We start from the raw sequence: 25,607 nt of genomic DNA, 5'->3' as shown, positions 1-25,607 counted from the left end.
GCAGAGGTTGTTAGCCATCAGCTTATGCTTCGTGCAGGTATGATTCGTAAGGTTGCCGGAGGAATTTATACATATCTTCCGCTTGCATGGCGTACTTTGAAAAAGATTGAGCAGATTACACGTGAAGAGATGGACGCGGCAGGCGGACAGGAAATTATGATGCCGATTATCCAGCCGGGCGAGCTTTGGGAAGAAAGCGGACGCTGGGGTGCGTACGGCGATGAAATGATGAGAATCAAGGACCGTCATGAACGTGAATTCTGCCTCGGACCTACACATGAGGAAATGATTACCGCACTTGTACGTGATGAGGTAAAATCCTACAAGCAGCTCCCGCTTCTGCTGTATCAGATTCAGGATAAATTCCGTGACGAGCGCCGTCCGCGTTTCGGTCTTATGCGCGGCAGGGAGTTTATCATGAAGGATTTGTATTCCTTTGATAAGGACGAGGCAGGTATGCTTGAGTCCTATCAGAAAATGTTTGATGCGTATACTAAAATTTTCACACGCTGCGGTTTGAAATTCCGCCCGGTAGAGGCTGACAACGGTGCTATCGGCGGAGCACATTCGCACGAATTTACGGTTTTGGCTGAATCCGGTGAATCAAATATCGTTTACTGCGAATCCTGCGACTATGCTGCAAGTGATGAAAAAGCAGAGCTTAAACCTATTGAGGCTCCGGAGGAAGCTGCGCAGGAGCTTAAAAAGGTTCCGACACCTGACGCGCACACGATTGCACTTCTCTGCGAGTGCCTTAATGTTCCTGTTGAGAAAACAATCAAGGCTGTCGCTTTCCAGACAGAAACCAATGAAGTTGTTCTGGCGTTTGTACGCGGCGACCATGAGGTTAATGAAACAAAGGTTCAGAATGCTGTAGGGGCACTTGAACTTCGCATGGCAGATGATGAGGCTATCCGTGCTGTTGGCGGCTGCCCGGGATTCATGAGCCCGATTGGTATCAAAAAAGGAACGAAGATTCTCGTTGATACCACGGCTATGAATGTATATAACGCTGTATCCGGCGCCAACGAAAAGGATGTTCATTATACAGGCGTAAATCCGAAGAGAGATTTTTCGGACGTAGAGGTTCTCGATATCCGTCTTGTTCAGAAGGGCGATCCGTGTCCGCACTGCGGAAAGCCGCTTGAAATGACACGAGGAATTGAAGCAGGACAGGTATTCACTCTCGGTACAAAATACAGTGAAGCAATGCATGCAACATTTTTGGACGAGAACGGAAAAGAGCAGCCATTTGTTATGGGCTGTTACGGTATCGGCGTAAGCCGTACTATGGCAGCTGCCATTGAGCAGAATAATGATAAGGACGGAATCATCTGGCCGCGCGCAATCGCACCTTTTGAAGCCGTTATTGTACCAATAAATGCAAAAGTTCCGGAACAGCTTGAAGCTGGCGAAAAGCTTTATGATGAACTGAAGGCTTCCGGTGTCGATGTTCTGTTGGATGACAGAAAGGAACGTGCAGGAGTCAAGTTTAAGGATGCGGATCTTATCGGTTATCCGGTTCGTATTACAGTAGGTCCGAAAACAGTTGAGGAGAACACGGTTGAGGTTCGTGTCCGCCGTACCGGAGAAACTGTTGTCTGTGAAAAGGACAAGGTAAAGGAAACTGTTTTGAAGATGCTGGAGGAGCTTTAAGACGGATTTTAAAGGCAAGGGAAACTTATGTAATGCCCTTGCCTTTTTTCTATACAATTTTGATGAAATCGTATGCAGCAGATTTTGTCGGGAGAATATTTTACAGGTTTGGGGCATTTTCCGGGAGGAATATGAATGGGACTGTCATGGGAAGATACAATTGATAAGGTCAAGGGTGTTGGACCGAAAAAGGCACAGGCATTGAAAAAGCTTGGGGTCTCGACACTTTATGATCTTCTTACATATTATCCCCGTGCATATATCGACCAGAGTCACAGAACACCGTTTGCCGAGCTTCATGCAGGGGAAACAGCTACGGTATCAGGCGTTATAACAAATTTGAATGAGCGGCGCGGTTCAAGGCGTGGTATGACTATTCTTACCGCCGTTCTGTCGGATGGAACAGGCTGGCTGCAGATGACATGGTTCAATCAGCCTTTTTTGAAGAAAAAACTTCTCCCGGGCAGAAGGGTACTGGCTACAGGCAAGCTGACTTATGCCTTTGGAGGGCGTGGTGCTCTTGCTATGTCGCAGATGCAGACCTTTGAGGTGTTGGATGTAGATGATAATACTCCACTTGGAGTACTGCCTGTTTATTCCTCTACAGAAGCGCTGAATCAGAACTTTTTTCGAAAGATTATAAGGGAGCTTCTTGCAAATCATCCTGAGCTGTCGGAGGTCATTCCTGAAGCAGTAACAGAACGTTTTGAACTGATGGACAGATGGAAAGCTTTTTTGGCTATTCATTTTCCGGAATCAATGGAGCAGCTTCGCAGGGCAAGGGCACGTTTGGCCTTTGAAGAGCTCTATATTATTCAGTGCGGACTTCTTTTGATTCGCAAGGATACGATGGAAAAGGAAAAGGGAATCCGCCATTTGATGGACAGCCGTCTTATGAAGCAGGTATACGGACTGCTGCCCTTTGAACTGACTGCCGATCAGGCCGCAGTCTGGAAGGAAATTTCGGCAGATATGGAAAAGAGTGCTCCTATGCGGCGCCTTGTTCAGGGTGATGTGGGCTCGGGTAAAACGGCTCTTGCTCTTCTGGCACTTGCAAAAACAATAGAAAACGGGTATCAGGGTGCATTTATGGCGCCTACGGAAATATTGGCACGTCAGCATTATGAAAAAATAAGTGAACTTCTTAAAGATACAGAAATACGCGTCGGACTTCTTACGGGGTCGCTTACTCCTAAAAAACACCGGGAAATGCTGGAGCAGATTGAGAATCATCAGATTGATCTGGTAGTCGGAACTCATGCGCTGATACAGGAAAAGGTTGTTTTTGCCGCGCTTGGTCTTGTGGTTACAGATGAACAGCATCGTTTCGGTATTTCGCAGCGCGCTGCGCTGTCGAAAAAAAGTGATGTTACTCCTGATGTTCTGGTAATGACAGCAACACCGATTCCGAGAACCATGACTCTGACTGTATATGGTGACCTTGATGTTTCGCGCATAGAGCATCTTCCACCGGGACGTCAGCCGATTCGTACTTTTTTACGTCATTCTGACAGGCGAGGTCTTATATATGATTTTGTCCGAAAGGAAATAGAAGCAGGACGTCAGGCGTATGTTGTATGTCCGCTTATCGAGCATGATGATGAAAATGAAGATAACCGTCTATGTGCGGCTGTTGATGTGTATGAGGAGCTTTCACATGGGATTTTTCATGGAATTCCATGCGGTCTTGTTCATGGACGTCTTCCGGCGAAAGACAAAGAGAAGGTAATGGCTGACTTCCATGACGGGAAAATTAAGCTCCTGGTTTCAACTACAGTTATTGAGGTTGGTGTTGATGTTCCGAATGCGAGCATCATGGTGATTGAAAATGCTGACCGCTTCGGTCTGGCTCAGCTGCATCAGCTTCGTGGACGCGTAGGACGCGGTACGGCGAAGTCATACTGTATTCTGGTGTCGGAAAACCGTTCTCCAAAGACTCAGGAACGTTTAAAAATTATGGAACAGACCTCAAATGGCTTTGTTCTGGCAGAGGAAGACTTAAGACTTCGCGGACCGGGACAGTTTTTTGGTGCTATGCAGCATGGTCTTGGGGATTTGAAAATTGCAAATGTACTGACGGACACAGATATCCTTATGAAGGCAAGACGCGCGGCACAGGAAACTATGATAACTGATGAAGAACGGAAGTACATGGAGCAGCTTTTGGCAATACGATATAAAATGCAGTTTGAAAATATTACGGATTCCTGATTTTTTCATGTTTTGAATTTATATTTAAGAAAACTCATTTTGTCAGTGTTTCCTTAAGTATTGTTATGCAGGAGGTATTTTTGGTTTGCAACTAAAATCAGAAAGAACTGTTCAGCTGATTTCCGCAGTACTGCTTTTTATTTTATTAGGCGGAATATATAGTATTCACCCGACAATATATTGCGATTTGTGGCATGTCATGACATGCGGAAGCATGGAAGAAACTATTGCTTACATCAACCGCTTTGGTGTGTGGGCAATGGTTGTAAGTTTTTTTGTTGATGTCCTGATTAACGCTTTAAGTGTGCTTCCGTCAATTTTCATTTCAACTGCAAACGGTGTCCTGTTCGGAGTTATTCCCGGAATTATTCTTTCCTGGCTGGCTGAAACCGTAGGCGTGGTTATCAGCTTCCTTTTGATGCGCACATTGCTGCGTGAGAGTGCGGAAAAGCTCATACAAAAGAGTCCGTATCTTAAAAAGCTGGATGATTTCAGCGGAGAGAACGGATTTAAGATGATGCTTATAGCCAGAACGATACCGTATTTTCCGTCAGGTATTTTAACCGCGCTTGGGGCAGTTTCAAAAATCAGTGTCAAGGACTATGTACTGTCCAATCTGATAGGTAAGTTTCCATCTACTGCTCTTGAAGTCATAATAGGACACGATGTGGTAATGCTTGAGGAAAATATGATGCGCCTTACTGTTATTGTTTTACTTGCAACCGTGGTATACGGAGGTATGTGGTACTGGCATAAAAGGAAAAGCAGTACAGATACACACTGATAAATGTTTTACAGCTGGAATACATATTGCTTTTTAGAGTGTACATGTTGTACAATGAAAGTACTTTTTGGGCGGAGGGGATATTGTGGTTAAAGTATTGGTAAACGGGGCCTGCGGCCGTATGGGGCAGGCTGTAGTAAAGGCTGTTTTGAATGATAAAGATTTGGAGTTGGTTGCTGCTGTTGACCTTAAAGGCGGCGCAGATGCAGGCGAAGCTGCCGGAGCAGCTCCGTGCGGTGTTATCGTCGGGACTGACCTTGTTAAAGCCATAGAGGATAAAAAGCCTGGGGTCATGGTGGACTTTACACGTCCTGATGTCGTTTTTGAGAATTCGATAACGGCACTGAAGATGGGGGTTTCTCCTGTAATCGGAACAACCGGATTATCTGAGGACGCTAAAAATGAAATTAAACGTCTTTCCGAGGAAAAGAAGGTTCCGGCTTTTATTGCTCCGAACTTTGCTATCGGAGCTGTTCTCATGATGCTTATGGCCCGTCAGGCTGCAAAATATCTGCCGGATGTTGAGATTATTGAGCTTCACCATGACAAAAAGCTTGATGCTCCTTCGGGAACGGCTGTTCAGACGGCGCAGATGATTCAGGAAGTGCGTGAAGCGCATAAACAGGGACATCCTGATGAAACTGAGAAGATTGAGGGCGCGCGCGGTGCTGATTATGAGGGAATCCATATTCACAGCGTACGTCTTCCGGGATATGTTGCACATCAGGAGGTAATCTTCGGCGGACTTGGTCAGACACTGACGATACGTCATGATTCTTTGGATCGTGAATCTTTTATGCCCGGTGTTGTTCTTGCCTGCAAAAAGGTAAGAGCTCTTACAGGATTGACTGTCGGGCTTGAAAAGATCTTAGAATAATTTTTAACGCAAAAGGGAAGGGATGGCAGTATGAGAACATATAATACGGCAATTTTGGGAGCTACCGGGGCGGTAGGACAGGAATTCATTGATTTGATTGAAGAGAGAAACTTTCCTTTTAAGAATTTAAAACTTTTGGCGTCGAAGCGTTCTGCAGGAACGAAAATGACAGTCAATGGTAAAGAATATGTTGTTGAGGAAGCAACGGACGATTCCTTTAAGGACGTTGAGATTGCTTTGTTTGCCGGCGGTTCCATAAGCAAGCACTTTGCACCTGTAGCTGTTAAATCCGGAGCTGTCGTAATTGATAATTCCAGCACATTCAGAATGGACCCTGAGGTACCACTGATTGTTCCTGAGGTAAATCCTGAGGCTATAAAGGGACATAAGGGAATTATCGCAAATCCGAACTGCTCTACTATTATAATGGTAATGGCTCTTAAACCGCTTGATGATGTGGCAAAGATGAAACGTATTGTTGTTTCTACATATCAGGCTGTTTCCGGCGGCGGAAAGGAAGCAATGGCAGAGCTCGATGAGCAGATTCATGCTCTTGCAGAGGATAAGCCGATTGAGCCGAAGATTCTTCCGGGTGCAAGCCTTCCAAAGCATTATCAGATTGCTTCCAATCTTATTCCGCAGATTGATGTTTTCCAGGACAATCTGTATACCAAGGAAGAAATGAAAATGATAAATGAAACACGCAAGATTCTTTCGAATGACGGTCTGCGTGTTACCGCAACCACGGTTCGCGTACCGGTTTACAGAAGCCATGCCGAATCTGTAAATGTTGAGTTTGAACAGCCTATTACGGTAGAGCAGGCAAAGAAGGCTTTTGAAGCATTCCCTGGACTTATTGTTCGTGATAATCCTGATGAAATGGAATACCCGATGCCGCTCTTTACTTCCGGCAAGGATGATGTAGAGGTCGGACGTATCCGTTTGGATGAATCTGTAGAACATGGTCTTAATTTCTGGGTATGCGGCGACCAGATCCGTAAGGGTGCTGCACTTAACGCACTTCAGATTGCCGAATACATGATTAAACATGACATGATATGATATAATAATATCTGGATTAGAATTTAAGTGCTTTTGAGAGGAGGCAGCGCCATGGTCACAGATGAGACAATGATGTTTCGCCTTGGAGCAGATGAAAATAAGGCACAGGCTATTATACGCAAGGTCTGTGAAGCAATGAAGGAGAAAGGATATAACCCCACGAATCAGCTTGTAGGCTATATTCTTTCAGGCGATCCTGCTTATATAACAAGCTATAAGGATGCAAGAAGTATGATACGTACCCTTGAGCGTGATGAGCTGTTGGAGGAACTCGTTCGGGCATATCTTAAGGAAAGTGGTGCAGAGGAATCCTGATATGATGCAGCGGTATCTTGGTCTTGATGTTGGAGACCGTACGATTGGAATTGCGGTAAGTGACGCTTTGGGGATAACCGCACAGGGCGTTGAAACTATCCGCAGAACATCATTGGAAAAGGATATAGGACGCCTTAAAGAGCTGATGGATGAGTATGAAACAAATTCCCTGGTACTTGGACTTCCAAAGAATATGAATGGCACAGAGGGCGACAGATGTGAAATCGTCAAATCCTTTTTTGAGGAAGTGCAAAAGGCTGTTCCGGGTACAGAAGGACATTTCTGGGATGAGCGACTGTCAACTGTTGCGGCTGCAAAGTCTCTGATTTCAGCGGATGTCAGCAGAGGAAAGCGTAAAAAGGTCATTGATAAGATGGCAGCGGTTTTTATACTTCAGGGCTTTTTGGACAGCCTTGCCAAAGGTTGACAAAACCTGTCAGCCTACGATACAATCATGATTGCAGAATTTGTACGTGAGGTGAGTTTTATGTCAGATAAAGAAAAAGAAGCTTTGGAAGATGATGAAATCATCGTTGTAATGACAGATGATGAAGGAAATGAGTATTATTACCGTCAGGAAATGATTCTTCCTGTAAACGGCGAGAATTTCGCTTTGCTTGTTCCGACAGTATCCGATGAAGAGGCAGAGGGCCATGAGCATGGAGATGGCTGCGGCTGCGGTTGTGATGATGAGGACGAAGCTTTCTTTGCCAAGATTGTTCCGGGTGAAGATGGCGAAGATGAATATATCGAACCTACGGATGAAGAGTTTGATGCCGTATGTGCAGCGTATGACGCCCTTGTTGACGAAGAAGATAAGGACTGATATTTTGATGTTAAAGCCTCGGCTTGGACTGTTCCAGGCAGAGGCTTTTCTTTTGAAGGAGATGGGGATACGTGCCAGAGTGGCTTCGTGAAAGGCTGGACAGGCTTGCGGATGCGATAGGCGCATTTGAATGGCCTGTTAATATGAAAATGCCGGTTGTAATTGCAGCTTCACTGATTGTTATTTCAGCGGCTGTTTTGACCGGATGTTTTCTTGCAGGGTCGTCCGTTAAAACTAATCCTGAGCATATAATGTATGTACGTATAGAACCGGGAATGACTTCGAGCTCTATCGGACGTATGCTCGAAGATAAGAAGATTATCGGCAGCCGTCATTATTTTTGGATGGTTTCGAAACTGAAGGGTGCTGATAATAAATATAAAACAGGTGTTTACCGCTTTTACCCGGGAATGCAGTCAGAGGAAGTTATTAAGATCCTTGTGGAAGGTCTGACTTCTACTGTCAAATTTACGATTCCCGAGGGATATAATGTCAATCAGATAGCTGAGCGCCTTGATGAAGAAGGTATTGCCAAAGCTTCTGAGATAAAGCAGGCTGCGAAGGATTTTGCGCCGTACACCTATATGCAGTACAACTCAAATGCCATATATCGTGCGGAAGGATTTCTTTTTCCGGATACTTTTGAATTGGAAGAAGAGCTTTCTGCCAAAGAAATTCTTGAGCTTATGGCCCGTGATTTTGATACGCGGCTGACTCCTGCCCTTAGGGCGCGCGCCAAGGAAATGAATCTTTCCGTTTATGAGCTTGTAACTTTGGCGTCCCTTGTGGAAAAAGAAGCGAAATACGATGAAGACCGCCCGATTATCGCACAGGTCTTTATTAAACGTCTGAAGATGGATATGCCGCTCCAGTCAGACACAACGATTCAATATCTGTTGGATGCGCCCAAGGAAGATGTTACGTATGCAGATACGGAAATTGAGTCTCCGTACAATACTTATCAGCATTACGGGCTTCCTCCCGGACCTATTGCCAGCCCGGGAATGGATGCTATAGAGGCAGTTCTTTATCCTGCTGATACGGATTATCTCTATTTTGTAGCAGACAGGCAGGGACATAATCATTTCTCACGGACTTATGATGAACATCTTGCGATTGTGGAGAGGGTTCGTTAATGAAGTCAGGCGGTGAAAAATGGGATAAGCTCCTTGGTGAAATGGAGCAGTTTGCGGAAGATAATCATATTCCCATTCTGCGTTCGCTGGAACGTGATAAGTTTTTGGAGATTGTAGGAGAGTTTAAGCCTCACCGTATTTTGGAAATCGGGACTGCAATCGGGTATTCAGCGCTGCTTACCATGTCTATTGCAGCAGAGGACGCACAACTTGTAACAATTGAAATAAACGACGATGATGTGAAGCGCGCAAGGGAATTTTTTGCGCGGTCTCCTTATAATGACAGGATTGAGCTTTTTGAGGGAAATGCAGGAGAAGTGCTTCCACAGCTGTGGGGGCCCTTTGATTTCGTATTCATTGATGCAGCCAAAGGTCAATATCCTGACTATTGGCGGAAAATCCAGCATCTCCTGACTCCCCGCGCTTTGGTTATTGCCGATAACGTCCTGTTTCAGGGTATGGTCGAGGGGCCGGAATTTGTTCCGCATCGTTTTCGTACACTTGTATATCGTTTGAGGGAATTTATTAACACCGTTCAAAATGCTCCGGGATACCACACCGAGTTGTATCATATCGGGGACGGAATGACTGTTTCTTGGAGGAATACAGAGAATAATGAGAATTAAACCGGAACTTTTGGCGCCGGCGGGCACAATGGAAAAAATGAAAATGGCTGTGCTTTATGGCGCTGATGCAGTATATATGGGCGGGCCGTCCTTCGGACTGCGTGCCATGGGCGGAAATTTCACAAAGGACGAGCTTCGTGAAGCTGTAGCTTTTTGCCATGACAAAGGAAAAAAAGCTTACGTTACTGTGAATATTTATGCTCATAATTCAGACCTGCAGGCTTTGCCTGATTACATGAATTTTTTATGTGAAATCGGGGCAGATGCGGCACTTGTGGCGGATTTGGGTGTCTTTTCAATAGCTCGTGAAGCTGCACCGAAGCTTCCGCTTCATGTCAGTACGCAGGCTAACAATACGAACTGGCGTACAGTGCAGGCATGGGCTGCTATGGGCGCGGAACGTGTAGTTCTTGCACGTGAGCTTTCGCTGAATGAAATCCGCGAAATTCGTGAGCATACGGATGTAGAGCTTGAAATGTTTGTTCACGGTGCTATGTGCATGTCATACTCCGGCCGCTGCCTTGTGAGCAATTACCTGACAGGACGTGATGCAAACCGCGGTACATGCGCGCAGGCGTGCCGTTGGAAGTATTCGCTGGTAGAGGAGACACGTCCAGGGCAGTATTTCCCGGTAGAAGAGGACGAAAGGGGTACATATTTCTTTAACTCAAAGGATTTGTGCCTTATGCCGTATCTCAAAGATTTGATAGATGCAGGAGTTAACAGCCTGAAAATAGAAGGACGAATGAAAAGTGTTCATTACGCCGCAAGTGTAACGAAGGCTTACCGCGAAGCAATAGATTCCTGCTGGGAGAATCCCGAAGCGTATGAAGTAAAGCAGGAATGGTCCGATGAATTGAATAAGGTATCTCATAGGGCGTATACAACGGGCTTTTTATTCGGCAGGCCCGGTGCCGAAGGTCAGATTTACGGTTCGTCCTCCTATGAGCAGACCTCTGACTTTGTAGGCCTTGTATTGTCGTATGATGATGAATCCAAGCGTGCTAAGGTCGAGCAGAGAAATCACATGGAGCTGGGAGAAGAAATAGAGATTTTCCAGCCTAAGGCAAAGGGATTCCGTCAGATTCTTTCGGATATGCTTGATGAAGAAGGAAATCCCATTTCTGCGGCGCCTCATCCGCAGCAGATTATATACATAAAAATGGAACAGCCTGTTGAACCATACACAATTTTACGTCGTGATGTGAAGTCTTGATTAGGAGATGGCTATCTTGAAGAAAATATTAGTGCTGCATGGACCCAACCTGAATCTCTTAGGGACACGTGAACCTCAGATATACGGAAGTACTACTTTGAATGATATTGACGGTATGCTCAAGGACCGTGCAAAGGCTGCAGGGGTTGAGCTGGTTTCTGTTCAGTCGAACTATGAGGGTAAACTGATTGATGAAATACAGCAGGCAAAGCAGAACGGCTTTGAATTTATACTTTTGAACGCAGCGGCGTTTACCCACTACAGTGTTGCTATCCGCGATGCTATTGCTGCTGTGGATGTTCCTGTTATCGAGCTTCATATTTCAAATGTTCATAAACGTGAAGAGTTCCGCCATCATTCAGTTATTTCTCCTGTTGTTATGGGACAGATTGCGGGCTTCGGTGTTGACAGCTACATTGCTGCTCTGGATATTGCTCTCAGGAAAATGGGGGCATCCAAATGATTGGAGAACGTCTTGCAAGACTTAGGAGCTTTTTGCGTGAAAACGGTGTGGACGCCGTTCTTATAAACAAAGAGGTAAATCTTCATTATTTCAGCGGATTCCGCGGTGATGATACTTTGCTTCTCGTTTCCGATGATAAAGCAGTTTTGCTGACCGATTTCAGGTATACTGAGCAGGCTGCTGAACAGACGGCTGAATTTGAAATTGTTGAGCAAAAGCACGGACTTTGGAAGGAAGCGGCTGATGTCATAAAAAAAGAAGGCTGGAAGAAGATTGCTTTTGAAGGCAACGCTGTTTTGTTCAATAATTATTCCCGGATGGATAAAGAACTGAGCGGCAGTGCTTCTTTTTCAACACCTGTTTCTTTGGACTCTCTGCGTGTGATTAAAGATGAAAAAGAAATAGAATACATACGCAAAGCTGTTTCGATAAGCGATGCGGCGTTTGAAGATATTATTTCGTATATTAAACCCGGAATGTCCGAAATAGAAGTTGCCGCACGCATGGAACAGAAAATGCGTGAGCTTGGCTCGGAAAGACCGGCTTTTACAACCATTGTTGCTTCAGGAACAAGAGGAAGCCTGCCGCACGGAGTTGCTACGGAAAAGTTGATTGTTTCGGGAGAATTTGTTACAATGGATTTTGGTGCGGTATACAAAGGATACCATTCTGATATTACACGTACCGTTTGTGTTGGAAAAGCGGATGATAAGCAGAAGGAGATTTATTCTCTTGTTTTGAACGGGCAGCTGCTGGGAGAAACACTGGTTAAACCGGGGGCTTCAGGTAAGCAGATTGATGCGGCTGTAAGAGAACTTTTTGCTGAAGAAGGGTACGAAAAGTACTTTGGGCACGGATTAGGACACAGTCTTGGTTTGGAGATTCACGAAGAGCCGCGCTTGTCACCGTCCAGCTCATGTGAGCATCTTGAGCCAAATACGCTTGTTACCGTTGAGCCGGGAATATATATACCGGGCTGGGGCGGTATTCGCATTGAAGATACAGTGTTAGTGACAGCCGAGGGAAGTGAGCCACTTACCCAAAGCGACAAAAAACTTATAGAAATTTTTAATTAAGGGGAGAAATTTATGATTTCAAGTACAGATTTTCGCACAGGTCTCACAATCGAGATTGATAACAGCGTTTGGCAGATTGTTGAGTTTCAGCATGTAAAGCCGGGCAAGGGCGCTGCTTTTGTTCGTACAAAGATGAAGAATGTTGAGACAGGTGCTGTTGTCGAGCGTACTTTCAATCCTAATGAAAAAATGCCGCCGGCTCGTCTTGATACGAGAAATATGCAGTATCTTTACGAATCTGATGGAATGTACACGTTCATGGATATGGAATCCTATGAGCAGATTGAGCTTAGCAAGGATCAGCTTGGTGATGCACTGAACTACCTCAAAGAGGAAATGGAGGTCAGCGTTCAGTCCTTCAAAGACCGTATCATCGGCGTAAACCTTCCGAATGCAGTTGTTCTTGAGGTTACTGAGTGTGAACCGAGCGTTAAGGGTAACACTGCAACGGGTGCAACAAAGATGGCAACTGTTGAGACAGGCTACCAGGTTAAAGTTCCTTTGTTCGTAAACGAGGGAGACAAGCTTCGCATCGATACACGTACAGGCGCATACATCGAGCGCGCATAAGAAAGATTTCAAAAGGCTTCGCATCATAACAATGGTGCGAAGCTTTTCTTTTGTTTAAATCTTTATTCGTACAGCACAAGAATTTTAGTAAAGTTTGTATGTTTATACATGAATATGCTATAATCAAAAGAAATGCATTATAGGAGGGTTCTTAAATGGCAGAGGATACAAAAGTCTTGGACAAAAAGGGCGCTTTGGGTGCAGTTCGTATTGCGGATGAGGTTGTCAGCATTATTGCCGGTCTTGCTGCAACAGAGGTTGACGGAATCGAAGGAATGAGCGGTGGTCTTGTCGGCGGCATCGCTGAAATGCTCGGCAAAAAGAATTTTGCAAAGGGTGTAAAGGTTGAGGTAGGAGAAAAAGAGGCTGCTATTGACCTTTATATCATTGTAAAATACGGAGTACGTATTCCTGATGTTGCGCTGACGGTACAGGAAAATGTTAAGCAGGCTATCGAGACAATGACCGGTCTTGCTGTTGTGGAAGTAAATATCCACGTACAGGGTGTTGGCTTCCCCGAGGAAGAAAAGGAAGAGGAAGAAGTTCGGGTTCGTTGATTTGAATGAGGCATAGAATGGGATATATCAACCGATTTTTACTGTTGGTTTATTCGCTGGCTATTGCTGCACTGGCATTGGGCGTTATTGTTCTGTGTTTGCATGTATTGCCGACGAATGAAATCCTGAATGAAATAAAATATGCTTTATCAAGATGGGAAACGATTGCCGTATCCGGAGTTGTTTTTCTGTGGAGCGTTCATCTTCTTGGGTGTGCGATATCTTCAGGAAGCAGCGAGGGCAGTTCTCGTGGCGAAATGTTGATTCTGTCGGGTGCTACGGGAAAGGTTTCTGTTTCCATTGCGGCGGCAGGGAGCCTGGTCGAAAAGACTGCTCTCGCCGTTTCCGGCGTTCGCAGCGTGAAATCAAAGGTTCGTGCGGTAAATACCGGGGACGATTCATCTGAACTGGATGTTTATTTGACGCTGACTATCGGGCAGGAAACTATGGTTACGGAAATTGCGGATGAAGTGCGTCAAAGTGTTGCTGATAACATTGGAAAGGTTCTTGGCGTTAAGACGTGCAAAGTCGAGGTTGAAATTTCCGATCTTGTTAGCGGGGCTCCTTCCAAAGGACCACGAGTAGTCTGAGAAGAGGCGTAGTTAGTCATGAAAGAAGAAGCCATTGCTTTAATTAAGGAGCTCTGGGCGGAACAGCGCGGAGCTTTTATCTGCACGGTTGTCGGTGTTTTGTTTGCAGTTCTTGTGCTTTTATTCGGTTTTTGGCGTGTTCTTTTTGTACTGCTCTGTGCAGGCGTCGGACTTTGGATTGGCCGAAGAATTGATAAGGGCGGAGGAGTTTGGCTGGAAGATAAATTCCACATGGACCGTGGAGATTTTTACAGAATGAAATAGCTGCTTTTTAGCATTTATTTCATGATAAGAATTAGGGAAAGAAGGATTGTATGCGTCGTAGACACGCTCGTGAAGCGGCGATGCAGGCACTTTTTCAACTTGATATGATTAAACCTGCACCTGATAAAGAAGAGGAAGCACAGAGGCAAGCTGTTGAATCTTCGTGGAAGGCAGGGAATGTTCGCAAGGTATCGGAACTCGATGAAGGATATGCAAGTGCTTTGGTTAAAGGAACCAGAGAGAATCTGCAGTCCATAGATGAAGCGATTTCCGTGAAGTCGCGTGGTTGGAAAATATCCCGCATGGCAGCTATCGACCGTAGTATTTTACGTCTTGCTGTGTACGAAATGAAGTATATTGAAGATGTAACACCGGGAATAGTCATTAATGAAGCAGTTGAGCTTGCCAAAAAGTTCGGGTCTGATGATTCGGCACGCTTTATTAACGGTGTTTTGGGTGCAATGGTAGAAAAATAATAATAAAGGCCAGGCACTAGGCTTGGCCTTTTTCGTATGATATGGGGGTCCCCGATGGTTCATTCTGTCAGCGAAGTAAATCGTTTTATCAAGGGCTTGTTGGACCACCAAGGGCTTTTGAAAAATATTGCGGTACGGGGCGAGGTATCCAATTTCAAGAGATATCCGTCTGGTCACTGCTATTTCTCAATCAAGGACGCACAGTCAAATCTTAAATGCGTTATGTTTAAGAGCAATGCGTCACGGCTTTTGTTTGAACCTCAAAACGGTATACAGGTCATTGTGACAGGAAGTATCTCTGTCTATGAACGCGACGGTGTTTACCAGTTGTATGCCGAGGCTTTGGTACCTGAGGGGAAAGGCTCTCTTGCTGCTGCGTTTGAGCAGCTTAAGGAAAAGCTGACTGCAGAAGGACTGTTTGAAGCTTCGAGGAAAAAAGAATTAGTGCCGTTTCCAAAGAAAATCGGAATTGTAACTTCTGCGGCAGGTGCTGTGCTGCATGATATTTACCGTGTGGTAAAGCGCAGAGATCCATCGGTTCAGCTGGTGCTTTATCCGGTACAGGTTCAGGGAGATATGGCGGCAAAGGAAATTTCCGAAGGAATCAGGTTTTTTAATACTGATTATCCGGTAGATACTTTGATAGTCGGACGCGGCGGCGGTTCAATGGAAGATTTGTGGGCATTTAACGAAGAACCGGTCGTAAGGGCTGTTGCTGCTTCTGCCATTCCTGTAATATCCGCCGTGGGACATGAGACTGACTATACATTATGTGATTTTGCCGCAGATGTGAGGGCCGCAACCCCTTCGCAGGCCGGTGAATTTGCGGTAAGAGACAGACAGGAGCTGATTCAATATCTGGACAGCCTTGCGGTCCGTTTGGATGTTATACGGCGCAGATGGATGGATATTAAGCGTCAGAGCCTGCTGACCGTTGTATCGCGTCCTGTGTTTCAAAGACCTATGCAGAGGTTGGAGCTGAGGATTCAGCGGCTTCGCGAGCTGCGCGGAAAATTGGATAATCTTAGGGATTTTTACATGCAGAAGAAGAAAAGCAGTTTGAATACTGCGATGCAGCGGCTTGATATGATGAGCCCTGTATATGTTCTTCGCAGAGGATACGGATTTATTGCTGATGAAAAAGGACGCAGCGTCCGTAAGATTTCTCAGGTAAAGAAAGATATGAAGCTGAAAATAACTTTAACAGACGGTACTTTTATGAGCAAAGTCGAATCTGTCGGTCAGGAGGGTAATGATGCCTAAGGAAAAAGAGCCTTCGTTTGAAAAGGCATTGGAAGAGTTGGAGAGCATTGTACAGGATATGGAAAATAACGAGCCTGATCTTGCTGATTTGATGGAAAAGTACAGTCGGGGAGTAATTCTTTCTCAGAAGTGCATGAAATCTCTTGAGCGTGCGGAAAAGGCAATGGATCTTATGGTGAAGAAGGAAAATGATAAGGTTCAGGAACTCGAATTGAAAATAGAAAGGGACTAAGGCCGATGTTAAAAGCAGAGTGGGCTGCAAAGCAGGCACTTTTGGAATCTGCGCTTGAGCAGGAATTGAATATAGATAATGCACTTGATAAAACGCTTGCGGAGTCGATGCGTTACAGCCTGATGGCAGGCGGGAAGCGTCTTCGCCCGGTACTTTTGATGGAAGCTGCCGAAGCAGTCGGAGGACACGGGGAGGATTATATCAAAGCTGCATGTGCGCTTGAAATGATTCATACTTATTCCCTTATTCATGATGATCTTCCGGCGATGGATAATGATGATTATCGCCGTGGAAAGCTTACCAATCATAAGGTTTATGGTGCCGGAATGGCAACTCTGGCAGGTGATGCTCTGCTTACGCTGGCTTTTGAGGTTATAACGCGTCAGAAAGCAGAACCGGAAGTCCTTTGCCGTGTAATCCGCGAAGTCAGCCAGGCTGCGGGACCTGACGGAATGGTCGGCGGGCAGGCGATTGACATGGAATCGGAAGGTCATAGAATCCCAATGGAGCAGCTGCGCAAAATGCACATGGGGAAAACAGGTGCTTTGTTCCGTGCGGCGATACGTTCGGGAGCTATACTCGCAGGTGCAGATGAGGCTGAATTAAATGCACTTACACGTTATGCCGAAGCATTCGGCCTTGCTTTCCAGATTACAGATGATATTCTTGATGTAGTCGGAGATCAGGAGCTTATCGGGAAACCTGTCGGAAGTGATGAGCGTAATAACAAATCTACGTATGTTACGTTAACCTCATTGGAGGAAGCCAAACGATTGGCACAGGAAGCCGTCGATGAGGCTATAGAGGCGTTGGAGCCTTTTGGAGACAGAGCACAGTTCCTCAAGGAACTTGTTGAATTTTTGATTTCCAGAAAAAATTAACAGGATGGAAGAAACGGCTATGCTGCTCGAATATATTGATAAACCGGAACAGTTGCATACTTTAACAATAGAACAGTTATCACAGTTGGCAAAAGAGCTCAGGGAATACATCATTCAGAATGTTTCAAGAACAGGAGGCCATCTTGCACCAAGTTTGGGTGCGGTTGAGCTTACGCTTGCTCTTTACAGTACGTTTAATTTGCCCGTCGATAAAGTGATTTGGGATGTGGGACATCAGGCATACGCTCATAAGATTCTTACGGGCCGCAGGGAAATCTTTAAAAAGCTTCGTCAGAAGGATGGTATAACAGGTTTTCCGTGCAGAAAAGAGTCGCCGTATGATACCTTTGGTGTAGGTCATGCCAGTACCTCTATTTCTGCTGCGCTTGGAATGGCTGCTGCCCGCGACCTCATGGGCAGGGGCGAGCATATCATTGCGGTAATCGGCGATGGTGCTATGACAGGCGGTGAAGCATTTGAGGCTCTGAATCATGCAGGCGATTTGAAGAAAAATCTTATTGTCGTCCTTAACGATAACGGTATGAGCATTGACTGCAACGTTGGTGCTATGTCCGAATATTTATCCAAAATCCGTCTTGCGCCTCAGTACAGACAGGCAAAGGAAGATTTGAAGGGAATATTGAAGAGTATCCCTCATATCGGAGATACGGTAATAAAGACAGCAGAGTATCTTAAGGACGGTATGCGTGCTGTTTTGGTTCCCGGAGAAATTTTCGACGAGATGGGTTTCACGTATATTGGACCTATCGACGGGCATAATATTCCTGTTATGAAGGATGTATTTTCGCAGGTCAGACTTTTGGAAGGTCCTGTTTTAGTACATGTTCATACAAAAAAGGGAAAAGGATATCTCCCTGCAGAGCTCGAACCGGATAAGTTCCATGGTGTCGGAAAATTCGATGTGACCACAGGAAATTTGATTAAAGAAAGCGGCCGCCCGAAGTCTTACACCTCTGTGTTCAGTGATGCAATGATTGAATTGGCGAAAAAAGATGAGTCGATTACCGCCATTACCGCAGCTATGCCTGCCGGAACGGGATTAAAGCAGTTTTCTGAGGTTTTCCCTGAGCGGTATTTTGACGTTGGAATTGCAGAAGAACATGCTGTAACCCTGGCAGCAGGAATGGCAGCAGCAGGGATTCATCCGGTGGTGGCAATTTATTCCACTTTTGCACAGCGGGCGTATGACCAGCTTATGCATGATGTGTGCCTGCAAAATCTCCCTGTCACATTGTGTCTTGACAGGGCGGGTATCGTAGGTGCTGACGGTGCTACTCATCATGGTAATTTTGATTTATCATATCTGCGAACAATGCCGGGTATGGTCGTAATGGCACCGAAGGATGAAAACGAACTTCGCAATATGCTTTATACGGCCGTAAACTATGACGGACCTGCTGCAGTGCGCTATCCGCGTGGAGAGGGCGTGGGCGTTGCGCTCGAAAATGATTTCCGCGAGCTGCCTATCGGCAAAGCCGAGGTTATTCAAAATGGCGGAAAAATTGCGTTGTTAGCGGTAGGAACTATGGTTTCTGCTGCCTGCAAAACTGCAGAATTGCTGAAAGATAAAGGGATTGAGTGTACTGTTGTCAATATGCGTTTTGTAAAGCCGTTGGACAGAGAATGTGTTTTGCAGATGGCAGACAAAATGGATATGCTTGTGACAATGGAAGAAAATGTCCTGCCGGGAGGCTTCGGAGCAGCTGTTGCTGAGCTGCTGGCTGATGAAGGCCGATGTGTCCCGCTGATGCGCTTTGGACTGCCTGATGCGTTTATTGAGCAGGGAACTCAGCGCGAGCTTCTTGAGCAGTGCGGTCTGACACCTGAGCAGATGTCAGAGAAAATTATTGATTCACGGAATAAGGAATAGAAATGGCTAAAGAACGTTTGGATGTTTTACTTGTAGAAAGAAATCTTGCCGAAAGCCGCGAGCGGGCAAAAATAACTATCATGGAAGGCCTTGTTCTTGTCAACGGTCAGAAGGTTGACAAGGCAGGGACCACGGTAAAGACAGATGCGGAGATACGAATTTTGGGAAATACACTTCCGTATGTCAGCCGTGGAGGACTCAAGCTTGAAAAGGCTTTGAAGACATTCCCGATAAACCTTGAAGGGAAGGTTATGGCCGACATCGGGGCATCAACAGGCGGATTTACTGACTGTTCGCTGCAGAACGGTGCTGCAAAGGTATACGCAATTGATGTCGGATATGGGCAGCTTGCATGGAAGCTGAGACAGGATTCACGTGTAGTCAATATGGACCGTACCAATGTCCGCTATGTAACCAAGGAAGATGTTGGCGAGTTAATTGATTTTGCGTCTATTGATGTTGCGTTTATTTCTCTGACAAAGGTTCTTGAGCCTGTAAAAGAACTGCTGAAGCCCAACGGCGAGGTTGTAGCGCTGATTAAGCCACAGTTTGAAGCAGGAAGAGAAAACGTAGGTAAAAAGGGTGTTGTAAAAGACCCGAAAATCCACGAAAAGGTTATAGAAGAAGTAATTGGTTTTGCAAGAGAGATTGGTTTTGTTGTTCGCGGGTTAACTTTTTCGCCTGTAAAAGGTCCTGAGGGAAATATTGAGTATCTCATGTGGGTATCTAATGATCCGTCGGCAGAGGATGGAAAAATTGATGATGTCGGAATGAAGGATGTTGTGAAGGAAGCACATCAGGCACTTGATCGTTGAGGAGAGAAAAATTATGTTGAATGTAGCAGTTTTTCCTAACATCGACAAAGAAAATGCTCCCATGGTTCTTAAACGGATTGTTGATTTTTATGAGGGCAGAGACGTTCACGTCCTGATGCCAATGGACGGGGCGAAGTTTTTTGACTACGAAAAATACGGTGTTGATGATATAGAAAATTATCCGATAGATATGGCTCTTTCTATCGGAGGAGACGGCACGCTGCTTGGTATTTGCCGCCGTCTTTATGAAAGAGATATTCCTGTATGCGGTATAAATATCGGTACGTTTGGTTTTTTGGCAGATATAGAGCTTCCTGAAATAGAAAGCAAGCTGGAAAAAATAATCCAGGGACAATACTATATTGAGGAACGTATGCTGGTATCTGGCTTTGTCAAAAGCGGTGATGATGATGAGCATTTTCTGGGGCATGCGATAAATGACGTTGTTGTTACAAAAAGCGGTGCGGCGCGTATGCTGCACCTCGGTTTGATGGTAGATGGCTGCCGCGTTATGGACTATAAGGCAGACGGCCTTATTGTTTCAACAGCAACAGGATCCACGGCGTATTCGCTTTCCGCAGGGGGACCTTTAATAAATCCGAAAATAAAGGTACTTCTTTTAACCCCTATCTGCCCGCATACCTTCAATGCCCGCCCTATGGTTATTGATGAAAATGATGAGGTCAGAATAAGTGTTGCGGCTTTTCATCAGGACATAATTGTTACATTTGACGGTCAGGAAACCTTTAAGATCAAGCCGGGGGACAAGGTTATTGTCCGTAAAGCACCGCTTCCGGCTAAAATTGTGAAGTTTGACGATAAGAACTATTACCAGACGATACGTACAAAGCTTCTCTATAACGCATAATGGGAGGTGACACATTTGAAGTCGACACGGCAGGCTAAAATCAAGGAAATAATTGAAGCGGAGATTATTGAAACACAGGAAGACCTTGCGGCATCTCTGCGCTCGCATCATATTGCGGTGACACAGGCTACCGTATCCCGTGATATCAAGGAACTGATGCTTATCAAAATTCCTACCGGTGATGGTCGGTACAGATACGCATTTCCGAAGGATAATACTAAGCTTTTTTCCAAAGACAGAATGCAGCGTATGTTTCATGATTCTGTCACCAGCGTGGATTATAGTGAAAATATCATCGTGCTGAAAACGCTTCCGGGGACTGCAAATGCGGTCGCTTCTACGATTGACGGAGCGGCATGGCCGGAAATCATCGGTACCTTGGCCGGTGATGACAATATTTTGGTAGTGGTCAAACCCAAGGAAGCAGCTCCTTCTATTGCTGATAAAATGAAAACCATGTTTAACTGAGGGGATGAGCAGATGCTCAAGACTTTAACTGTATGGAACTTTGCTTTACTCGAACATGTTGAGATAGAATTTTCTTCCGGCCTTAATATCCTGACCGGTGAAACGGGAGCTGGAAAATCAATCCTTATTGATGCTCTTGGTGCTGCGTTGGGACGGCGTCTTTCAGAGGATTTTATTCGTACGGGATGTGAGTGGCTTCGTGTAGAGGCTATCTTTGATATCAGCGGACAAAAGGATGTACAGGAAATCCTGCAGGAACAGGCAATTGATGCAGATGAGGATTCGCTGATTGTCACCCGACAGTACACAATCAAGGGAAAGAATGTAATTCTTGTCAACGGCTGTCATGTGACCATATCCTTTCTAAAGAAATTAGGCGAATGCCTTGTAGATATTCACGGACAGCATGAGAATCTTTCCATACTCAAGCCTGCCAATCAGCTTTACCTTGTTGACCACAGCGGCAGTGCGGTATTTTCTCAGTTCAAAAGCTATGAAGATGTTTTTCGGGAGTGGAAAGAGCTTTCACAGGCAATAGAGGATAAAAGGGCGCAGGCAGATGACCTTAACGAGCGTATGGATATGCTTCGCTGGCAGGAGCAGGAAATTGAGCAGGCTCAACTGCGTGAGGGTGAGGATGTCGAGCTTGAGGCCGACATTAAGCGTCTTTCAAATTCCGAGAGGATTACAACTAATGTTGAAAAGGCATATTGCCTTTTCGACGGTGATGATGAGAGCGAAGGGATTCTTTCTTCGCTTGCCCGCGTTAAACAGTGTCTTGAGCAGGCAGGACGATATGAAGACAAGCTGAGTACGGTCATTCAGCCGCTTGAAGATGCAACATATCAGCTGCAGGATATATTCTATACGGTAAGAGATTATAAGGACGGTTTGGATTTTGACCCGCGTCGTCTTGATGATATGCAAAACCGTATGGATCTCATAGATAAACTCAGGAAAAAATATGGTGCTGCTGTGTCTGATATTCTCGAATATCAGAAAAAGATTCAGCAGGACCTTGATAAGATGGAAAATTTTGACGCCGATTTGGAAGCTGATGAAACCAAGTTGAAGGAAATTCATAAGAAGCTTACCGAAGAGGCGGAAAAACTTACCAAGCTCAGAAAGGCAGCGGCAGAGAAGCTGTCTTCATCTATCGGGCGCCAGCTTACTGCTCTTGGAATGAAGAGTGCACAGTTCAGGATAGATGTTGCTGAAGCAGAACCTGGTCCGAACGGATTCGATGATGTGTCGATTCAGTTCTCCGCAAATGAAGGAGAAAAGGAAAAGGCTCTGACTAAAACAGCTTCCGGTGGTGAACTGTCACGTATTGCGCTTGCGATTAAGACGGTATCCGCTCAAAATGATGATTCAGTTGGAAGCATGGTATTTGATGAAATTGATACGGGAATCGGCGGAGAAACGGCTCAGATGGTCGCCGAGCGTATTGCATGGGTAGGTTGCTTCAAGCAGGTGCTTTGCATTACTCATCTGCCTCAGATAGCATGTATGGCTGATGCTCATTATCATCTCTACAAAGAAACGAATGAAGGTAAAACAATCACCTGTGTAAAGAATTTGTCACGGGAGGAACGCATTCGTGAGGTTGCACGTATGGCATCGGGAAAAGAATTATCAAAAGCCGCTCTTACGAGTGCGGAAGAAATGATTGACCATGCCGATGCCCGCAAGAAGGACTTTTTAACACGGAAAACGCACTAAGAGTTAGGATGGAAATAATGTACGAGGATTTAATCGAAACAAAAATAGACAGCAATAATGTTTTTGACGGACGTCTTTTACATGTCCGCTGTGATACGGTACGTCTGCCAAACGGCAATACTACTACACGGGAATGGATAAAGCATCCCGGAGCTGCAGCGGTTCTTCCTATACTTCCGGACGGGAATGTCATTCTTGTTCGTCAGTACCGTTACCCTGTTCAGCGTGTTACTTTGGAGATACCGGCAGGAAAGCTTGATTCATCTACAGAAGACCCTTTGGATTGTGCTGTTAGGGAATTAGCGGAAGAAACAGGCTATCGGGCAGAAAACATGGAAAAAATACTGACTTTGGCAACTACAGTCGGTTTTTCTGATGAGTGGATTCATATCTATGTTGCCGATGGACTTGTTCCGGGGAAACAACACCCTGATGATGATGAGTTTATAAATGTTGAAATAGTTCCTCTGGAAAAGGCTTATGATATGGTAAAAACAGGGGAGATTATTGATGCAAAGACAACGGCTGCAATTCTTTGGGAAATGGCACACCGTTGAATAATACAATGTTTGGAGGAAATTTATGTTTGGATTTGATTTTATGTCGATGATCGCCGGCATTCCGGGACTGATAATCGCATTGTCACTTCATGAATATGCACACGCCCGTGTTGCGGTTGCAATGGGTGATTTTACGCCGCGTATGATGGGGCGACTGACATTAAACCCTGCTGCTCATATAGACCCGATAGGACTGGTTATGCTTTTGATTGCCCGTTTTGGCTGGGCAAAGCCTGTGGTTATTAATCCGTCTAATTTCAGAGACCCCAAAAAGGGGGAAATACTTGTAGCTCTCGCAGGTCCTGCAATGAATTTCTTTATTGCGTTTATTGCTATGGCGGTTATAGTGTTCTATACAGTTGCTTTGAGGACGCAGATGTCGGTGGGATTGCACGAGGTGTTGTGGCTTATCGTACTGTATAATATCAACTTCGGTATCTTTAATTTAATACCGCTGCCGCCGTTGGACGGTTCAAAGGTATTTATGCAGATGCTGCCCTACGAAATGCAGTATAAATTTTTGGGACTCGAGCGGTATAGCTTCCTGATTTTTGTAGTCATGATTGCTACACCTATTCTCAGCTATATTCTTGTTCCGATTGCGCGGTTTATCATCACGCTTTACGCGGCTATTCTTACCGGAGCGGCGGGCATATTTTTTTGAAGGTCTTTGATTTATGGAAAAATATGAGGTAAGGCTGGATGTGTTTGAAGGCCCTATGGACCTTTTAATGCATCTGATAGAAAAGAACAAAATTGATATTTACGATATTCCTATTTCAAAGCTTACTGAACAATACCTTGATTACCTGACTCAGATGAGAAAATTCGACATTGAAATAGCAAGCGAGTTTCTTGTCATGGCGGCGACATTGCTTTTGATTAAGTCACGCATGATGCTGCCAAAGGTTCGTCAGGAGGAGGAAGTTGCAGAGGAAGACCCGCGGCAGGAGCTTTTGGAGAGGATTCTTGAGTATCAGCAGTTCAAACAGGTCAGTGCCGTGCTTGAGGACAAAGCGGAAGTACAGAGCCGTTTTTTCAGTCGTGAGCCAATAGAACTGCCTACAAAGCACATTCCGCCGGAAAATCTTTCCGTGACGGAGCTGTGGGACGCTTTTCGCAGACTCATAGCAGTAAGGAAAGAGCTGACAATTCCAAATGTAATTGTTGCACAGGAGGAATATCGGATAGAGGATCAGATGCTCCGAATTCTGACGCTGCTTTCAGAGGCTCCTGATGGTGAAATACGATTTGAATCTGTATTTGTTTCAGGACTGCGAAGTGAACTTATAGCATCTTTTTTGGCATTGCTGGAACTGATTCGCAGACATCGTGTTGTGGTTCGTCAAAACATGCTGTTTGCTTCGATAATGATTTGTATTCGTAAGGATTGGACGCCTGAACTGGAGCGTGAAGAAGAAAGCTATGTTTTTGAATGACATGAAAAAACCGCTTGAAGCTGTACTGTTCGCCGGTGGAGAGCCTGTTTCGGAAAAACAGCTTTGTGAGATACTTGAGGTTGACGAAGAATCTCTGCATGAGCTGCTTGACGCTTTGGACAGTGATTTGGAAACACATGGAATCATGCTTCAGGAAACAGCAGGAGGCTGGCAGCTGGTCACGAGACCGGAGTGGTTTGCTTATGTGGAGAAATTGGCTGAGGCAGCAGACAGAAAGCTGTCCCGTGCTGCGATGGAGACACTTTCCATCATAGCCTTTAAGCAGCCTATTACGAAGCAGGAAATAGAGAAGATTCGAGGGGTAAAGGTCGAAAGAGTTCTGGCGCAGCTCGTTGCCCGTGAGCTTGTAACAGAGGTCGGACGAAAAAATGTAATAGGACGGCCGTTTCTTTATGGTACTACGGAGACGTTTTTACATTCCTTCGGATTAAAGTCCTTGGATGAACTGCCTGCCCTTCCTGAGCCTGATATAAACAGTGAACAGGCAGAGCAGCTTTTGCTGATGAGTATGGATGAAACTGACGCGCAGCGTCCTGATGAGACTGACGCAGAATAACAATTTTATGGTATACGTCAACACACTCTGAGCCAGAGTGTGTTTTCTTGCTGAACGATGGGGGTATTGTTTTGAATAAGATTTTGAACTCTTGGTGGAGTATTTTAGATGATCCCGAGCTGATGATTTTATATATAACCGCCGCACTGCTTTCTGCTGTTGCGTTTTATCTGATGTATCGTGACG

Annotated in this window: 30 protein-coding genes; all 30 read left to right on the top strand. The window is 45.3% G+C overall.

What is annotated here, in order from left to right; translation table 11 throughout:
• A partial coding sequence (locus ACY69O_RS06305) for a proline--tRNA ligase (RefSeq protein ID WP_462332617.1) occupies nucleotides 1-1,656 on the top strand: 1,656 nt, incomplete at its 5' end.
• A gap of 135 nt (nucleotides 1,657-1,791) precedes the next feature.
• Nucleotides 1,792-3,867: an ATP-dependent DNA helicase RecG gene (gene recG, locus ACY69O_RS06300; protein ID WP_462332616.1), complete on the top strand. Its 2,076-nt coding sequence runs from the start codon at nucleotides 1,792-1,794 to the stop codon at nucleotides 3,865-3,867.
• 85 nt (nucleotides 3,868-3,952) lie between these two features.
• Nucleotides 3,953-4,651 (top strand): TVP38/TMEM64 family protein, encoded by a 699-nt coding sequence (locus ACY69O_RS06295; RefSeq protein WP_462332615.1) that lies wholly within the window; start codon nucleotides 3,953-3,955, stop codon nucleotides 4,649-4,651.
• Between the two features lie 85 nt (nucleotides 4,652-4,736).
• A complete protein-coding gene (gene dapB, locus ACY69O_RS06290; protein WP_462332614.1) occupies nucleotides 4,737-5,528 on the top strand; it encodes a 4-hydroxy-tetrahydrodipicolinate reductase in 792 nt (263 codons plus the stop codon).
• Between the two features lie 30 nt (nucleotides 5,529-5,558).
• Entirely contained in the window at nucleotides 5,559-6,590 is a 1,032-nt protein-coding gene (locus ACY69O_RS06285; protein ID WP_462332613.1) for an aspartate-semialdehyde dehydrogenase, read from the top strand.
• 51 nt (nucleotides 6,591-6,641) lie between these two features.
• Nucleotides 6,642-6,905, top strand: coding sequence for an IreB family regulatory phosphoprotein (locus ACY69O_RS06280; RefSeq protein WP_462332612.1), 264 nt, complete (start codon nucleotides 6,642-6,644; stop codon nucleotides 6,903-6,905).
• Nucleotides 6,906-6,909: 4 nt separating this feature from the next.
• Nucleotides 6,910-7,332: a Holliday junction resolvase RuvX gene (ruvX, locus tag ACY69O_RS06275; protein WP_462332618.1), complete on the top strand. Its 423-nt coding sequence runs from the start codon at nucleotides 6,910-6,912 to the stop codon at nucleotides 7,330-7,332.
• A gap of 60 nt (nucleotides 7,333-7,392) precedes the next feature.
• Nucleotides 7,393-7,731: a DUF1292 domain-containing protein gene (locus ACY69O_RS06270; RefSeq protein ID WP_462332611.1), complete on the top strand. Its 339-nt coding sequence runs from the start codon at nucleotides 7,393-7,395 to the stop codon at nucleotides 7,729-7,731.
• A gap of 71 nt (nucleotides 7,732-7,802) precedes the next feature.
• Nucleotides 7,803-8,867 carry an endolytic transglycosylase MltG gene (gene mltG / locus ACY69O_RS06265; protein ID WP_462332610.1) on the top strand — a complete coding sequence of 355 codons (1,065 nt, stop codon included), beginning with the start codon at nucleotides 7,803-7,805 and terminating at the stop codon, nucleotides 8,865-8,867.
• Entirely contained in the window at nucleotides 8,867-9,493 is a 627-nt protein-coding gene (locus ACY69O_RS06260; RefSeq protein WP_462332609.1) for an O-methyltransferase, read from the top strand. The genes mltG and ACY69O_RS06260 overlap by 1 nt, the downstream gene beginning before the upstream one ends.
• Nucleotides 9,483-10,709: a peptidase U32 family protein gene (locus tag ACY69O_RS06255; protein ID WP_462332608.1), complete on the top strand. Its 1,227-nt coding sequence runs from the start codon at nucleotides 9,483-9,485 to the stop codon at nucleotides 10,707-10,709. Before ACY69O_RS06260 ends, ACY69O_RS06255 begins: the two co-directional genes overlap by 11 nt.
• 16 nt (nucleotides 10,710-10,725) lie before the next feature.
• Nucleotides 10,726-11,172 (top strand): type II 3-dehydroquinate dehydratase, encoded by a 447-nt coding sequence (aroQ, locus tag ACY69O_RS06250; protein ID WP_462332607.1) that lies wholly within the window; start codon nucleotides 10,726-10,728, stop codon nucleotides 11,170-11,172.
• A complete protein-coding gene (locus ACY69O_RS06245; RefSeq protein WP_462332606.1) occupies nucleotides 11,169-12,248 on the top strand; it encodes a M24 family metallopeptidase in 1,080 nt (359 codons plus the stop codon). The genes aroQ and ACY69O_RS06245 overlap by 4 nt, the downstream gene beginning before the upstream one ends.
• A 12-nt stretch (nucleotides 12,249-12,260) precedes the next feature.
• Nucleotides 12,261-12,818, top strand: a complete 558-nt coding sequence (efp, locus tag ACY69O_RS06240) for an elongation factor P (RefSeq protein WP_462332605.1) — start codon at nucleotides 12,261-12,263, stop codon at nucleotides 12,816-12,818.
• A gap of 155 nt (nucleotides 12,819-12,973) precedes the next feature.
• Nucleotides 12,974-13,375 carry an Asp23/Gls24 family envelope stress response protein gene (locus ACY69O_RS06235; RefSeq protein ID WP_462332604.1) on the top strand — a complete coding sequence of 134 codons (402 nt, stop codon included), beginning with the start codon at nucleotides 12,974-12,976 and terminating at the stop codon, nucleotides 13,373-13,375.
• 17 nt (nucleotides 13,376-13,392) lie between these two features.
• Entirely contained in the window at nucleotides 13,393-13,965 is a 573-nt protein-coding gene (gene amaP, locus ACY69O_RS06230; protein WP_462332603.1) for an alkaline shock response membrane anchor protein AmaP, read from the top strand.
• An 18-nt stretch (nucleotides 13,966-13,983) separates the two neighbouring features.
• A complete protein-coding gene (locus ACY69O_RS06225; protein ID WP_462332602.1) occupies nucleotides 13,984-14,229 on the top strand; it encodes a DUF2273 domain-containing protein in 246 nt (81 codons plus the stop codon).
• Between the two features lie 50 nt (nucleotides 14,230-14,279).
• Complete coding sequence (gene nusB / locus ACY69O_RS06220) at nucleotides 14,280-14,705, top strand: transcription antitermination factor NusB (protein WP_462332601.1); 426 nt, start codon at nucleotides 14,280-14,282, stop codon at nucleotides 14,703-14,705.
• 54 nt (nucleotides 14,706-14,759) lie between these two features.
• The gene (gene xseA, locus ACY69O_RS06215) at nucleotides 14,760-15,968 is read left to right on the top strand and encodes an exodeoxyribonuclease VII large subunit (protein ID WP_462332600.1); all 1,209 of its coding nucleotides are present in this window, start codon (nucleotides 14,760-14,762) and stop codon (nucleotides 15,966-15,968) included.
• Nucleotides 15,961-16,200 carry an exodeoxyribonuclease VII small subunit gene (xseB, locus tag ACY69O_RS06210; protein WP_462332599.1) on the top strand — a complete coding sequence of 80 codons (240 nt, stop codon included), beginning with the start codon at nucleotides 15,961-15,963 and terminating at the stop codon, nucleotides 16,198-16,200. The genes xseA and xseB overlap by 8 nt, the downstream gene beginning before the upstream one ends.
• 5 nt (nucleotides 16,201-16,205) lie before the next feature.
• A complete protein-coding gene (locus ACY69O_RS06205; protein ID WP_462332598.1) occupies nucleotides 16,206-17,081 on the top strand; it encodes a polyprenyl synthetase family protein in 876 nt (291 codons plus the stop codon).
• Between the two features lie 19 nt (nucleotides 17,082-17,100).
• On the top strand, nucleotides 17,101-18,972 hold the full coding sequence (gene dxs, locus ACY69O_RS06200) for a 1-deoxy-D-xylulose-5-phosphate synthase (protein ID WP_462332597.1): 1,872 nt from the start codon (nucleotides 17,101-17,103) through the stop codon (nucleotides 18,970-18,972).
• A gap of 2 nt (nucleotides 18,973-18,974) precedes the next feature.
• Complete coding sequence (locus ACY69O_RS06195) at nucleotides 18,975-19,787, top strand: TlyA family RNA methyltransferase (RefSeq protein WP_462332596.1); 813 nt, start codon at nucleotides 18,975-18,977, stop codon at nucleotides 19,785-19,787.
• A 13-nt stretch (nucleotides 19,788-19,800) separates the two neighbouring features.
• A complete protein-coding gene (locus ACY69O_RS06190) occupies nucleotides 19,801-20,655 on the top strand; it encodes an NAD(+)/NADH kinase (protein ID WP_462332595.1) in 855 nt (284 codons plus the stop codon).
• Nucleotides 20,656-20,670: 15 nt separating this feature from the next.
• Nucleotides 20,671-21,123: an arginine repressor gene (gene argR, locus ACY69O_RS06185; RefSeq protein ID WP_462332594.1), complete on the top strand. Its 453-nt coding sequence runs from the start codon at nucleotides 20,671-20,673 to the stop codon at nucleotides 21,121-21,123.
• Between the two features lie 12 nt (nucleotides 21,124-21,135).
• Complete coding sequence (gene recN, locus ACY69O_RS06180) at nucleotides 21,136-22,845, top strand: DNA repair protein RecN (RefSeq protein WP_462332593.1); 1,710 nt, start codon at nucleotides 21,136-21,138, stop codon at nucleotides 22,843-22,845.
• Between the two features lie 17 nt (nucleotides 22,846-22,862).
• Complete coding sequence (locus ACY69O_RS06175) at nucleotides 22,863-23,402, top strand: NUDIX domain-containing protein (protein ID WP_462332592.1); 540 nt, start codon at nucleotides 22,863-22,865, stop codon at nucleotides 23,400-23,402.
• Nucleotides 23,403-23,427: 25 nt separating this feature from the next.
• Nucleotides 23,428-24,069: a site-2 protease family protein gene (locus ACY69O_RS06170; RefSeq protein WP_462332591.1), complete on the top strand. Its 642-nt coding sequence runs from the start codon at nucleotides 23,428-23,430 to the stop codon at nucleotides 24,067-24,069.
• 13 nt (nucleotides 24,070-24,082) lie between these two features.
• Complete coding sequence (locus ACY69O_RS06165) at nucleotides 24,083-24,844, top strand: segregation and condensation protein A (protein ID WP_462332590.1); 762 nt, start codon at nucleotides 24,083-24,085, stop codon at nucleotides 24,842-24,844.
• On the top strand, nucleotides 24,831-25,421 hold the full coding sequence (scpB, locus tag ACY69O_RS06160) for an SMC-Scp complex subunit ScpB (RefSeq protein ID WP_462332589.1): 591 nt from the start codon (nucleotides 24,831-24,833) through the stop codon (nucleotides 25,419-25,421). Before ACY69O_RS06165 ends, scpB begins: the two co-directional genes overlap by 14 nt.
• Nucleotides 25,422-25,607: the final 186 nt, after the last annotated feature.

It is taken from the genome of Schwartzia sp. (in: firmicutes), assembly GCF_978017985.1.
Note: the sequence above shows the minus strand (reverse complement) of the source record. Positions and strands in the feature narration are given on the sequence as shown.